Genomic DNA, 14,574 nt, shown 5'->3' with positions numbered 1-14,574 from the left:
ATAGTATCGCCGCTTCCAAATTTAGTGATGTTATAACGTAGCATTGCATTCTCTAATTATTAGAACGATGTCACATAAAATAATGAAGACAAATACTTATATTCTGATCGGAAGCACACTTTTTTCAGTTGCCGCTACGGCAAATAGTGAAAAACCTGATGAGGTTATGGTGGTAACCGCAACCTCTTATCAGACCCAAGCCTCTAAAGCGCCGGCGAGCGTATCGGTAATTACTCAAGAAGATCTAGCGCTAATGCCATACAACAATTTGGCGGATGCACTAAAGACCACGGCAGGGGTTAACATTGCTGACCTTGGTCAAGGTCGTAAAGGCATAGAGATTCGTGGAATGGACGTATCGCAAAGCCTGATCCTTATTGATGGTCGCCGTGCAACTCGTGCGTCTGCTCAAATGGGGCATACCAACATTGAACTACAGAACATCCCTGTTTCCGACATTGAGCGTATTGAAATTATCAAAGGCCCAATGTCTGCTCTTTACGGCTCTGATGCTCTTGGTGGTGTAGTCAACGTAATTACAAAGCGTGCTTCTAATGAGTGGAATGGTAGCGTTCGTGCTGGTGGTTCGACTCTAATCGATGAAGACGGAAACACTGCCAACATTGAGGCCAGTGCATCTGGCGCCATCATAGACGATAAGCTTCTTATGAAGGTGACAGCAGGCCAGCAATATCAAGGTTTGGTCGAGAGTCGTAACTTTGAAAACGAAACGGATATCGCAGGTAACCGTAATACTTTTGTTAGTGCAGAAATTAAGAGCATTATCTCCGACCAGCAAGAATTAGACTTCTATGCGCGCTACGGTGACAGTGAAACTTGGTATGACTACGTTCCGACAAGCGGCGATGGCGCAGGTCAGGTAACACGCAGTACCAATATGTTTGAAACCCTAGACTACGGTGTCACTCACTCAGGCTTCTGGGGATTTGGTGATACACAACTTCGTGTATACGGAACTCGTGTATCTCAAACCAATGAAAAGAATATCGGTACACCAAATACGGCAAATGATGTTGATGAAGACGTGGTGGATGGATATATACAGTTCTATGCCTTTGACGCCCACCATATCACCGTAGGTGGTGAGTGGAGCGAGCAGCGCCTGTCGAGCGAAGACCTAACTAGTGGTGGTGATGAAGCTCAGCAGGGTGCGGTATTTGTTCAAGATGATATCGCGATCACCGAAGAACTGTCGCTGCTTCTTGGTGGTCGCTATGATGACCATTCTGACTTTGGCGGTCATTTCTCACCACGTGCTTATCTTGTGTATTCTCCAACAGAGCGTTGGACCTTGAAGGGTGGCTACGGCGAAGGCTTTAAAGCGCCAACCATTAAGCAGCTGTCTCCAGATTATTACAGCACAGGTACAGGTCGTCCTTTCGATATCCGCGGTAATGAAAACCTAGACCCAGAGATCAACCGCTCGTATGAGGTATCGGCTGACTATCGTGGTGATCGTTGGGGCACAACGCTGACTCTGTTTAACAATGATGTTGAAAACTTGATTGATATCGAGTGTGTTGAGGGCTGTTCTGGCCGTCCGCAACCAGGCACAACCATCTACGAATATTTCAACGTTGCCGAAGCTGAGATCAAGGGTCTTGAGTGGTCAGGTCATTTCGACATTACCTCAGCCTGGTTTGTGAACATGAACTTAACCTTGCTAGATGCTGTAGACAAGCAAACGGGTGACAAGCTAGAGAGCAAGCCTGAATCACAAGCGTATGTGGCATTGAACTGGAAAGCGACCGATCGTCTAACTACGCAGGTAAGCATGCGCCACACCGGTGAACAGACTTATGAAGACAACGACTTGCCTTCATATCAAGTGTATGACTTTGCCGCAAACTACAAGCTAAGCAGTCTAGACCTTTCTGTAGGGGTAGAGAACATCTTCGATACCTATCTGGCGGATGAGTCTGAGTTCTTTAGCTACGCTATTCAGCCGCGTCAGGTTTATCTAAATGGTACCTACAGGTTCTAATTGATGCGTACGCTAATAATCAAAGCAGCTAGCCTAGTTAGCTGCTTTTTGTTCTTGAGTGCTGCCGTTTTCGCTGAGTCAGAAAAACCAACCACTAAGGTTGCTATTCTTCATACCGATTTTGTTTCTCACTCAAAGGTAGAGAGATTAAAACAGTATGCAGAAGATGAATCAGTCGAACTGGTTGGGCTGAACTCTAGAAGCTTCTCACCTGCAATGCTGGACGGGGTGGACTTTTTAGTGGCGGATACCCCTCGTATGCCCGATAGACAAAGGCTCGAAGAGATCGTTGCTTCACTGCCGAATGAGCTCGAATGGGTAATGCTAGGAGGCGGTCCACCAAGGACATCCAAACAGGTAAATCCGCGCCTAAATGGTATGTTAATGGGGTACTACCTAAACAGAACCACCAATAATTACCGTCAGTTTTTTAGGCTTATCGATGCGCATGCTAAGTCTGAGAGTATCGCGGGTTTCCCTGCTGCAGAGCGGATCCCAACATTTGGAATTTATGCCAATGAGAAGACAGTAAGTTCTCTAGATGCCTATCTAGAACAGAATCAAGCGTTGGCATCGCTGCCCAAGGTCGGCTTTGTTATCAGCCGCAACCAGATCATCAACCAAGAATTTGAGATGTTGAATGATCTTACTGACCAAGCCGTTGCCAACGGCATAGCTCCGGTGATTTATTACATTGATGACCGACACGGACTTGAGTGGCCGTGGAAAGAAGAAGCTCCTGCCGTCATCGTTAACATGACTCACCTTCAGCAAGGCGAAAAGCGCAAAGCTGAAATGGAGCGTATCGACCGGCCTGTTATCCAAACTGTACATTATCGCGATGGCTCGATAGATGACTGGCGAGAAAGTGAGGTTGGGATTGATCAGCGCAGCGCTTCAGTGCTTTTGTCTACCACAGAGACTTGGGGTCTAACCGACCCGCTGGTTATTTCTGCCGAGCTTGAGGGTGAAAAGGTCTTTATTCCTGAACAGTTGGATCTGCTGTTCGGTCGTGCTCATGCCTATCATCAACTGCAAACTAAAGACAACGCGGACAAATCGGTAGCGGTAATGTTTTGGAATGCACCGGCGGGAGCGGAGAACATTTCAGCGTCAAATCTGAATATTCCGCTTAGTCTTCAAAGCATAGGTCAGGGCTTATCTGAAGAGGGGTACTCTGTTCCTGAGTTTTCAGAACAGCAGATGATCGCTGATGCTAAAAAGTTGCTCTCGGGTTACTACCAGCCAGAGCAATTAAAAGCGCTTTATGACGAGGGCTATGCGGTCGCACTTCCTTTAAGAAGCTACTTCATTTGGTATCGAAACTTGCCTCGCGAGACACGTCAGTTTATCGACGATTGGTGGGGTCATCCGATGAAGTATGACGGTTTAGTGGATATCGATGGTCAACCAGCGTTTGTGTTCCCTCTACTTAAACGCGGTAACCTGTGGCTACTTCCACAACCTCCGCGCTCTGGCAAGGTTGGGCATGCGATACATTCTACTATAGAACCACCTAGTCACCTCTATCTGGCTGCTTATCTTTGGCTACAAAGAGAGAATAACAAGGGTGATTTAGATGCATTAGTGCATCTGGGTACACACGGTTCTCAAGAGTGGACGCCCGGCAAGGCTAGAGGTCTATCTAAGGATGACTTTCCGTTTCTGACCCTAGGTGATATGCCGGTTCTTTATCCTTATATTCAAGACAATATTGCCGAGGCGATACAGGCTAAACGTCGCGGGCGAGCGACCATTATTAGCCACCAAACACCTACCTTTGGTCCTGCTGGCCTCTATGGTGAGTACGTTGAACTCAATGGCCTGCTCGGTGACTACCAAAACGCACTGCCGGGTTCAGTACGTGATGAACTCAAGGCTTCGCTGATTAAAAAGATGAATGAGCTAAACGTTATCCAAGACTTAGGTCTGTCTATGGATGATCTAGACAACCACTTTGATTCTGTTGTGGTGGAACTTGAAGAGCATATCGATCGCTTGGCTTCTTCGTCTGTGCCTTTGGGGCTGCACGTATTTGGTCAGCCCAAAACTCACAGTGAGCTTCTGTATACCGTGTTGCAACAGCAAGGTGACGAACTGATAGCGAAGTTTGAGAGCGATCCAAAAGCATATTGGAAGCGTTTTGAAGGAGACTTTGAGCTTCTAGAGCAGACTGCCCCAATGCAGTGGCTTGAGGGTGTGATTGAGGGTAACAAGGAAACCAATCCAGAATTGATGCCTTTTGCCGAACAATCTTTAGCGGCATACCAGAAGCTAGCAAACAGTGGTGAGATGCAAGCGCTAATCTCTGGACTAAACGGTGGCTTTATCGAAGCGGGCAGTGGCGGTGATCCTCTTAGAAATCCGTCTACGACTAGTGGCACAAACCTATTCGGTTTTGATCCCGCCAAGGTGCCGAGCAAGCAAGCCTATACAGCGGCTGAGAAAGAACTGCAAAACCTGCTTGATGCGCATCTAAAAGAGAATGGGCATTACCCAGAAAAGATAGCATTTTCATTGTGGGCCGGGGAGACACAGAGACACTTCGGCATGCTGGAAGCACAAGTTCTGCGAGCACTCGGACTTGAGCCGGTTTGGGACCGAGGCGGAAATCTAGTAAGGCTTAACATCATTCCTCAGCAGGAACTTGGCAGACCAAGGATCGATGTTGTTATCCAAGCGACCTCAGTGTATCGCGATCAGTTTGATAGCTTTATGTTGAAGCTAAGCGCCGCTATTGAAGAGCTGTCTAGCCTCGATGATGGCAACACTATCGCTGAAAATAGCAAGGCGCTGAGTGAGCAGTTAAGGGAGCTTGGCTATGACAATGAACAAGCCTCTATGCTATCCGCGCTGCGAATCTTTAGTAACGAGCCTGGTGACTACGGAAGTGGTGTTAACGATCTGGCCATACAATCTCAAGATTGGGAGGGAGATGATGCCCTAGGTGAGCAATTTACTACTAGGCTTCAGTACGCCTATGGCACTCAGGTTTGGGGTGAGAAACTGGGCGATACCAATCTGTTAGAATCTCAACTCAGTAAAGTGGATGCGGCTGTGATGACCAGAACCAGTCGTCTGCATGGCCTGCTCTCAACAGATCATCCGTTTGAGTATCTTGGTGGATTGGCTTCAGCGGTTCGCAATGCCAGTGGTAAGGACCCGTCTCTTTATGTGAATGACCTTAGGCAGAGTGAAGGGCGCACCGTAACCGCAGGCAAGTTTATCTCTGAAGAGCTCAATTCTAGATATCTCAATCCTACTTGGATCAAAGCCATGCAAGGGGAGGGGTATGCCGGGGCGCTTAATATGTTGGATATCACTAATAACCTGTTTGGTTGGCAGGTAACCGCACCAGAAACGGTTAGCGATCATCAATGGGAAAGCCTCAGTGAGGTGTATATCGATGATAAGCACAATCTCGACATCAATGAATGGTTTGAAAGGCATCAGCCTGCCGCGCAGATGCAGATCATAGAACGGATGCTAGAGGCTGTGAGAAAGGGACATTGGCAAGCCGATGAAGAAAGGATGAAGTCTCTTATTGAGCGTCATCAAGAGCTAGAAGCTATGGTGGAATACCACCAAACCCATGCGGTAACTCAAGAGTTCATAGACCAAGCAGCTATTGGATTTGGCCTAAGTGGCGATGCCGGACAGGCTTCGAGCTCACCTATGATTTCAGGGCAGGTAATGAAAGAGATCCCCGCCTTTGAACCCCCATCTTTGCAGGATAAGCAGATGTTTATGCTTATCGCCTTTGTATTACTCACTATTAGTTTTGGTGCATTAAAACAGCACCTAATTTATCGAAAAGTATAGAAATATGAATCAGATAGAAACCCTAGTTTATCAATTTGCCACCCTATTTATGCAACCTATCATGGTGCTGGTGGTTATCTTAGTCGTTTACTCCCTGTATGCCCTGGGCCGCTTCATTATGGAGTTGGTACAAAGACAAACAGAGAGTCATGTACCTGTACTGCATCGCTATGCCGAGCGTCGAAATGTCTATGAGAGCGATCAGTTAGAGCTTTGGATCATCAAGCAATTAGAGCCACTAAGACTTATCAGTCGCTCAGGCCCTATGCTTGGTTTGGTTACGACCATGATCGCTATCGGCCCAGCACTTGTGGCTATGGGCGAAGGGGAGATCGACAAGGTGGCACAAGAGATGATCGTAGCCTTTTCTGCCTCTATCTTGGCACTGATCGCGGCGAGTATTACCTTTAGTATCATGACGGTGCGTCGCCGCTGGATGTTAGAGGACCTGTGCGCTATTGAAGTAAAGGAGAAGGGTTGATGAGATTCCTAGAGTCTGATGAGCTGGACGATCCTATCCTTTCTGTAGTGAGCCTAGTGGATCTATTTGCAGTCGTGATGGCCTTTTTGATGATATTGAATGTCACTGGTAAGCAGATCCCTGAGGACTCGGTACTGATTGAAAACCCAGGCAAAGAGAACATGCGTATCACGGTAAAAGACGGAGAAACCATGACCCGTTATGAAACATCCGATGAAATCGGCGAAGGGACAGGACGCATCGCGGGGCAAACCTATATGCTGGATGATGGACGATTGGTCTATGTTCCGGCTAAAGATAAGTAGCCTCTTGAATATAAAAGAAGTTATTTAATCAGTAACTTGATGTGTAGCACGAAAGAACAGGAAAAATCCTAGGATTTCTAGTACACTAGCCACCGTATTTTTGTAAAAGAAGTTGATTCGAAACCACTATGCAAGAACCGCAAACTACGCCAGAAACTATCCTTGAGCATGCCACTGCAAAGGTGAAACAAAACGGTGGCCAACTGACTGACAAGCGCAAGAAGATCCTGTTGTGCATGACAAGTTCAGACAAGGCGCTTTCCGCTTATGAGGTCGCTGACCTGTATAAGGAGCAGTATGGTGAGAACATGTCGGCTATGTCGGTATATCGAATCTTAGACTTCTTGCAAGAGCAAGATTTAGTACACAGGCTGCAGATTGCAAACAAGTACATCTCTTGCATGCACATCACTTGCTGTCACAGTCATGACACGGCTCAGTTCTTGATCTGTTCTAGCTGCTTTAAGGTGAAAGAGGTCAGCATCAATGCTGATTTAGTCAACGAGCTAAAACGCAATGTGACCGATGCAGGCTTTGTGTTTGCCAGTGATCAGCTAGAAGTAAACTGTCTCTGTGAAGAGTGCAGAGACAAAGAAAAATAATTAGTGCGGAGCTATAGGTAACCCTATAGCTCCGCTACTTTTATTACCTTCTCTTTCTTAACTCGCTCGCACTGCGGTTGTCTAGGACAGACAGAGCCTCGTGAGCAGATCAGCCGAGCTCGGTTATCCATTCCTCTCTCTATCCAGTTGATATTCAGAATTCGACCCACGGTCAAAAGAAGATTCTTAATGTCTTTTGGTATCGGTCCAGTACCGCCATTTTCAATGCACGACTGCTTAAGTTGATTCGCTATCTCGACGGCATCAAAGCCTTGCGCTTGTATGGCTGGATTAAGGTCGAGACCACTACATAGAACATGAGCGTTTCCGGCAAAATCTTTTACCTTTACCGATTCACAGCAGTAGATATGCGGCACATCGTTTTGCATCAGGATTGATATCTGCGCCACGCTCTCATTAAAGTCTTTGTCTTTGTTAGCCATTCTAAATACGGCCCAGTGCTGACAAGGGTCTTCCACCATCTTCATGTTGCCCCAAGGCAGCGGAATGCCGTTACCTCGATATACCGCCTTGAGTATGCCTGGGTGATAGGCATCAAAATAGTGCCAGTGCGGGTAGGGTGAAACTGCCGTCATGCGACGCATGGCAATGGACTCTGAAACTCCGGCCAGCTTACATACTGAGATGTCATAACCATGTCGGTCGAGAAGCTGTCGAAATGGCACTTTAGGGCAGAGTAAGGCACCGGCGAAAAAGGAACACTCAAAGTCGCGCCATGCATGTAGGATCTTGGTTGAATCCAGCTCAACAGAGTTATTAGTTTGGGTTTCATCTCTGAGACCATAGCTTGGCTTACTATCTGCAATCAGCTTGCTTTTTTCGCCGTCTCCTTGATGCAGTACCATGTGTCCAATATTGACCGCCAGATCATATTTGAGTCGCACGTTATCGCCTTTGAGGATGCGATTGACATGTATCAGGTTAGGGGCTTCAAAATAGGAACGAACCACTCTGTGTCGAGCCTCCCCAAAGTCACCATCTACATCTTCGGGCTTTTCAGTAAACCACTTTACTTTGAGCCCAAGCTCCTTACAGATTTCCAGCAGGTCATCAACAGAGAGAGGCATGCGTTTATTGCCTATTTCTTCTGCCGCGCGCTCGAGATCGGGGAAATGGTTTTGATTGTGCTCTTGGTGAGCACGGATCAAAAGGTGTGCAAACTGACGCCCTGTGGTGCCGGTTTGTGCCAGCATTTCTGGAATCGCAATCTGCAAAATATCGTTAGAAAAGAGAAAGCTAGGTTCCAGAGCCATCCCTTTTACACCACCTTTGCCTGATTTCTCAGGAACAATTTCACTCTGATCGTTAGTGTCATCTAAGAACCAATTCAGGGGTTTTTGGAACACATCAGCTATCACCTCGAGCATGTCTTCACTGGGTACGCGCTTGCCTCTTTCAATCATCGAAAGGTACGACACAGACGGCGCGGACTCTGGGTTTAGCTTGATGCAGCGAGCGGATAAATCTTCCAAGGTCAGGTGGTTTCGCTTGCGTAGATTACGCACCTTGGTACCAAGAAAATGAGACTGTCTAAATAGGCTGGTTTTACTCTTCATATTTGTAAAATTTACATTGTGAAATTTTATTTGTGAAATTTTAGTAAATAATTCGTTAAAGTGAAATTGTACCAATCAGGAATTAACCAGATTTGTGAAGTGACCATCTCAGCACTTATATCAACCAGAGGAAACAGGCTATGAATTTACCGCTTACAAAAGAATGCCAAATTCACCAACACTTGTCCCAGTTCCTAAATACCGAAGTGCTCCCTCTGGTCAATCTTGATGTCGACGCCTTTTGGCGCGATTTCACAGACTTGCTTGCAGAGTTTGCCCCGCGTAATCAGGAGCTTTTGTCAAAGCGTGATTACCTACAGAGCCAGATCGACGAGTTCCACAAAACCCATCGTTCATTTACCACTCAGCAGTACCAAGAGTTTCTGACCGATATCGGTTATCTACTTCCTGAAGGTGAAGATTTCACTATTGAGACGCAGAACCTAGACCAAGAGATAACTTCGATGGCTGCGCCTCAATTAGTTGTACCAATCAAGAATGCACGTTTTGCGCTAAACGCTGCTAACGCAAGATGGGGAAGTCTTTACGATGCTCTTTATGGAAGTGATGTAATCCCAAGCACACACGGCATGCAGGCGGGTAAGAAATACAATCCTGCTCGAGGTAAGCGTGTAATTGAATTCGCAAAAACCATGTTAGATGAGATATTCCCACTAGATGAGGGTTCTCACCACGACGTAGAAAGCTACACAGTTTATTTTGAAAACCTTCTAGCTTATTTCCCGGACGGTTCATCGACTGGTCTTAAGAACCCATGCCAATACGTTGCCTGTAGCGACCCTGAACGTGAGCCAACCTCGATTGTGCTTAAACACAATGGCTTGCATGTAGAGCTCATCATCAATCGCCAAGGCAAGATAGGTAAATCTGATCTATCACATATCGACGATATCCAAGTTGAGTCAGCCGCTTCAACCATTATGGATTTGGAAGACTCTATTGCCGCTGTTGATGCCGAAGACAAGGTAGATGCTTACCGAAACTGGCTAGGGCTAGTGACAGGGTCACTAAGTGCAAACTTCGAAAAGGGTGGTGTTCACCATATCCGCCGCTTAGAAGGGGATCGCACATACGATGGTCGCCGCGGTGAAGACTATAACTTGCACGGTCGCTCTCTACTTCTTATCCGCAATGTAGGTCACCTGATGAGCAGCGACCTAGTAACCATGGCAAACGGTGAGATGGCGCCCGAGGGCCTAATAGATGCAGTAGTAACCGCATTGATCGCTTCCATTGAGTTTAAGAACCCAAGTGCTTGCCGCACTCGTAACTCGAGAGAAGGTTCAATCTACATCGTTAAACCTAAGATGCATGGCCCTGAGGAAGTTGCCTTTGCTTGTGATGTGTTTACCCGAGTTGAGCAGATGCTGGGTCTTGAACAAAACACCATCAAGATCGGCATCATGGATGAGGAGCGTCGTACTTCTCTTAACCTAAAAGAGTGTATTCGTCAGGCTAAACAGCGTGTGTTCTTTATCAATACGGGTTTTCTTGACCGCACTGGCGATGAGATCCACACCAGCATGCAAGCGGGTGCCTTTATGCCAAAACCTGAGCTTAAGCATCAGCGCTGGATTGATGCATATGAGAAAAACAACGTAAGTGTTGGCCTAAATTGTGGCCTTTCTGGCAAGGCTCAGATCGGTAAAGGAATGTGGGCAATGCCGGATGAGATGGCCGCTATGATGGAACAAAAAATGGCTCATCTGGAAGCCGGTGCTACTACAGCCTGGGTACCATCTCCAACCGCAGCCACGCTGCATTCACTTCACTACCTACAGCTAAACGTGTTTGAACAGCAACAGCAGATAGAAAGCGGCAACTATCGCAAAGGTATGTTGACCATCCCACTGCTTTCCCAGGAGCGAGAGCTTACTGAAGAAGAGATCGAGAACGAGATCAGAAACAACGTTCAAGGGATCTTAGGCTATGTGTCTCGCTGGGTTGAGATGGGTATCGGCTGTTCAAAAGTGCCTGATATCAACCAAGTAGGTTTGATGGAGGATAGGGCAACACTAAGGATCTCCAGCCAACACATCGCCAACTGGCTTATGCACGGCGTGTGTAGCCAAGAGCAGGTAGAGTCTTGCTTAACCGAGATGGCCGAGATTGTAGACCAGCAAAACAGCTCCACGGCTGGTTACAAAGATATGACGCCGGATACAGATTCAAGCACAGCATTTCAAGCCGCAAGGGCACTGATTTTTGAAGGGACGGAACAGCCAAATGGTTACACCGAACCACTACTACACCAATATCGCATCAACGCAAAACAGCACTAATTCTAGGAGAGGGAATTGTTATGAATAACTACAGAACTATGTTGGAAACGGCGACAAGCACTACATCAGCTCAAGGTGAAACCTGGAAAGCCATTAACCCTGAATTCGTTGCTCGAATGCAACTGCAAAACCGCTTTAGAACCGGTCTAGATATTGCGAAATACACAGCAAAGATCATGCGTCGTGATATGGAGGCTTATGATGAGAGCAGTGAGAACTATACCCAATCACTAGGCTGCTGGCACGGCTTTGTAGGTCAGCAGAAGATGATCTCTATTAAGAAACACTTTGGTACCACACAGAGCCGATACCTGTACCTTTCTGGTTGGATGGTAGCGGCGATGCGCTCAGAGCTAGGTCCACTTCCTGATCAGTCAATGCATGAGAAAACAGCGGTACCAAAACTGATTGAAGAGCTATACACATTCTTGAAGCAAGCGGATGCCCGTGAGTTGAACCACCTTTATAAAGATCTAGATAACGCACGTAAAGAGGGTGACGAAATCACAGCCCAAGCGGTACAAAAACAGATAGATACCTTTGAAACCCATATAGTGCCGATTGTTGCTGATATCGATGCGGGCTTTGGTAATGAAGAAGCAACTTACCTACTAGCGAAGAAGATGATTGAGGCAGGTGCTTGTTGTATCCAAATTGAAAACCAAGTATCAGATGCCAAGCAGTGTGGTCACCAAGATGGTAAGGTAACTGTACCTCATGAGGATTTCCTAGCTAAGATCAACGCGGTTCGTTACGCCTTCTTAGAGCTAGGTGTTGATGATGGTGTAATCGTGGCGCGCACCGATTCATTGGGCGCAGGTCTAACTCAGAAGATCCCTGTATCTCAAACATCTGGTGATTTAGCAGAGCAGTACAATGCCTTTATCGATGGCGAAGAAATCACTTCACTAGAAGAGCTAACCAGTGGTGATATGGTACTGAAACAGGGTGAGCGCTATATCAAGCCAACCCGCCTACCTAATGGGCTTGTTAAGTTCAAACCAAATACGGGCGAAGATCGCGTAGTTCTAGACTGCATTACTTCCCTTCAACACGGTGCAGACCTTCTTTGGATAGAAACAGAGAAACCGCATGTTCAGCAGATTGCAGGCATGGTAAACCGCATTCGCGAAGTAGTGCCAAATGCGAAACTGGTTTACAACAACAGCCCATCGTTTAACTGGACGCTAAGCTTCCGTCAGCAGGTATTTGATGCTTGGGCAGAGCAGGGTAAAGACGTGTCGGCTTATGAGCGAGACAAACTAATGAGCAGCATCTACGATGAAACCGAGCTAGCTCGTGAAGCGGATACCAAGATCCAAAACTTCCAGAAAGATGCAGCCAAAGAAGCAGGTATCTTCCACCACCTAATCACGCTACCGACCTATCATACTGCAGCTCTGTCTACGGATAACCTAGCCAAAGACTACTTCGGTGAGATGGGAATGCTTGCTTATGTGAAAGGTGTTCAGCGTAAAGAGATCCGTCAGGAGTTGGCATCGGTTAAACACCAAGATATGGCAGGCTCTAACATTGGCGATGACCACAAGCAGTACTTCTCTGGTGAGCAGGCACTAAAAGCCTCTGGCGAGAACAACACCATGAATCAGTTCGCGTAATCCCTTTATCTAGGGTCTATTGACCCAAAAATGTGTTTATGACCTTTTGGGGTCTAGGTCGAAAGACTTAGGCCTCTTTTTTAGTTTCTTCGCGGATTAGTCGAACAATTACCATTTCAGGTTCGTGTGCTCACTCTGGCAGTGATGCAAGCCAAGCCGCCGTAAATACCTCCCTGTAGGCTTGGTTTCGGCATCCTTGCCTCAAACACTTGGCCTGCACCACAGCCTGCCACTCAAATCTCTGGGATATCAACTATGACTTTGAGCCCTGCTATGCTGGGGTTCCCACTGATGCTACTGCCAGAGAGGGATTGATGGAGCAAGGTGTCGCTCGCAGGGAAGCGAGCGCCAAGCGCCCACGGATGGGTTCACCGCGACCTTGTGAATCAATCTCTCGGAGGTGGTGACTGGCTCAGAAGGAGTTTTGTGGTCCCCGATAATCCGCGAAGAACCTGTATTATTTATCAGGTTTATGTTTGTAGTGTCATCAAATGGCAATTATCTATGAGTCGCAAGGCGTAATATCTATCTCGTCAACCAATCATGGTAAAGAATACGAGGAAAGAGATTATGAAAAAGCTAATTACTAACGCGAACGTTTTTAACGGCACTGATGACAAGCTAATCAAGAACGTGTCGGTTCTTATCGAAGATAACCTAATCACTAAAATCGATGCAGATATCGATGCAAGCCAAGTAGACGAAGTTATTGATGCGAAAGGCGGCACGGTGATGCCAGGCCTTATCGATGCGCACGTTCATATCACGCTTTCAGCAGGATTCAGTGAACTAGACGCAATGACAACAAACGAGATGGCAATCCGCTCAGCTCGAATCTCAGAAGAGATGCTAATGCGCGGCTTTACTTCCTGTCGTGATGTTGGTGGTAACACATTAGGCCTTAAGAATGCTATCGATACTGGCTATGCGAACGGTCCTCGTATCTTCCCATCTCAAGCTGCGATTTCACAGACCTCTGGTCACTCAGACTATCGTCAAAACCAAGCGCAACAACGCCTAGCGAATGGTCATGAAGATTCACCTATCATGAAAACAGGTACCTTCAAGGTAGCCGATGGTCGCTCAGAGGTATTGAAAGCGGTACGTGAGCAGCTGTTCATGGGCGCTTCACAAATCAAGATCATGGCTGGTGGCGGTGCATCATCGACTTTTGACCCGCTAGATACACTGCAATACACACTAGATGAAATGAAAGCTGCGGTAGAGGCAGCCTCTGACTACGGTACTTATGTTGCGGCGCACATTCACACGGCACCTGCGATGAAACGCGCAGCAGAAGCGGGCGTAATGTGTTTCGAACACGCGACTATTATGGATGAGGAGATTGCTCAAACCATCAAAGATAAAGGTATCTGGGTTGTACCTTCGTACTTCACATCATCACTGATTGCTGAGCGTAAGATCCCGCTTCCAAACGAGGAGACATACCGCAAGACTGAACGAGTGGGTAAGGCGATGTTTAAGTCTGCTGACCTAATCAAGAAGTACGAAATTGAAAACATCGCATTTGGTACCGACTGTGTAGGTACGTCTAACGTGCATGAGACTCAGATGCAAGAGCTAGGCGCAATCGAGAAGACTTTCGATACCATCACAGCACTTCGCATGGCTACGTCAAACTGCGGTCGCCTGTTCGAAATGTCGACTTATCAGCACCCTTACCAAGAAGGTAAGCTAGGCCAAATCGTTGAAGGTGCTTATGCTGACCTGCTAATCATCGACGGTAACCCTCTTAAAGGTGTGGATGTGGTGATGAGTGATGACGCTAAGAAAGTCATCATGAAAGATGGTCAGGTGTACAAGAACACTCTTTAATTGAATAACAATAAGCCCGGCTAA

Annotated in this window: 9 protein-coding genes; 8 read left to right on the top strand and 1 reads right to left on the bottom strand. The window is 46.9% G+C overall.

Going from position 1 to position 14,574, the window contains the following annotated elements:
- The first annotated feature begins 82 nt into the window (after positions 1-82).
- The 5 genes from Pcarn_RS21355 (at position 83) to Pcarn_RS21335 (ending at position 7,215) form a co-directional block, all read left to right on the top strand.
- Entirely contained in the window at positions 83-2,005 is a 1,923-nt protein-coding gene (locus tag Pcarn_RS21355; protein WP_261836344.1) for a TonB-dependent receptor domain-containing protein, read from the top strand.
- A gap of 3 nt (positions 2,006-2,008) precedes the next feature.
- Positions 2,009-5,827, top strand: a complete 3,819-nt coding sequence (cobN, locus tag Pcarn_RS21350) for a cobaltochelatase subunit CobN (protein WP_261836343.1) — start codon at positions 2,009-2,011, stop codon at positions 5,825-5,827.
- A 4-nt stretch (positions 5,828-5,831) separates the two neighbouring features.
- Entirely contained in the window at positions 5,832-6,308 is a 477-nt protein-coding gene (locus tag Pcarn_RS21345) for a MotA/TolQ/ExbB proton channel family protein (protein WP_261836342.1), read from the top strand.
- Positions 6,308-6,613 carry a DUF2149 domain-containing protein gene (locus Pcarn_RS21340; protein ID WP_261836341.1) on the top strand — a complete coding sequence of 102 codons (306 nt, stop codon included), beginning with the start codon at positions 6,308-6,310 and terminating at the stop codon, positions 6,611-6,613. The genes Pcarn_RS21345 and Pcarn_RS21340 overlap by 1 nt, the downstream gene beginning before the upstream one ends.
- A 128-nt stretch (positions 6,614-6,741) precedes the next feature.
- Positions 6,742-7,215: a Fur family transcriptional regulator gene (locus Pcarn_RS21335; RefSeq protein ID WP_261836340.1), complete on the top strand. Its 474-nt coding sequence runs from the start codon at positions 6,742-6,744 to the stop codon at positions 7,213-7,215.
- A gap of 23 nt (positions 7,216-7,238) precedes the next feature.
- Here the strand turns inward: Pcarn_RS21335 and Pcarn_RS21330 are convergent, their stop codons facing one another.
- Positions 7,239-8,792, bottom strand: a complete 1,554-nt coding sequence (locus Pcarn_RS21330) for a DUF3612 domain-containing protein (protein WP_261836339.1) — start codon at positions 8,790-8,792, stop codon at positions 7,239-7,241.
- A 140-nt stretch (positions 8,793-8,932) separates the two neighbouring features.
- Between Pcarn_RS21330 and Pcarn_RS21325 the strand changes: the two genes are divergently transcribed.
- The 3 genes from Pcarn_RS21325 (at position 8,933) to Pcarn_RS21315 (ending at position 14,550) form a co-directional block, all read left to right on the top strand.
- On the top strand, positions 8,933-11,095 hold the full coding sequence (locus Pcarn_RS21325) for a malate synthase G (protein WP_261836338.1): 2,163 nt from the start codon (positions 8,933-8,935) through the stop codon (positions 11,093-11,095).
- 20 nt (positions 11,096-11,115) lie between these two features.
- On the top strand, positions 11,116-12,714 hold the full coding sequence (locus tag Pcarn_RS21320) for an isocitrate lyase (protein WP_261836337.1): 1,599 nt from the start codon (positions 11,116-11,118) through the stop codon (positions 12,712-12,714).
- 570 nt (positions 12,715-13,284) lie between these two features.
- Complete coding sequence (locus tag Pcarn_RS21315) at positions 13,285-14,550, top strand: metal-dependent hydrolase family protein (protein ID WP_261836336.1); 1,266 nt, start codon at positions 13,285-13,287, stop codon at positions 14,548-14,550.
- The last annotated feature ends 24 nt before the right edge of the window (positions 14,551-14,574 follow it).

It is taken from the genome of Vibrio ishigakensis (assembly GCF_024347675.1).
Lineage (GTDB): Bacteria > Pseudomonadota > Gammaproteobacteria > Enterobacterales > Vibrionaceae > Vibrio > Vibrio ishigakensis.
The sequence above is the reverse complement of the archived record's forward strand: the minus strand, read 5'-3'. Positions and strand labels throughout refer to the sequence as shown.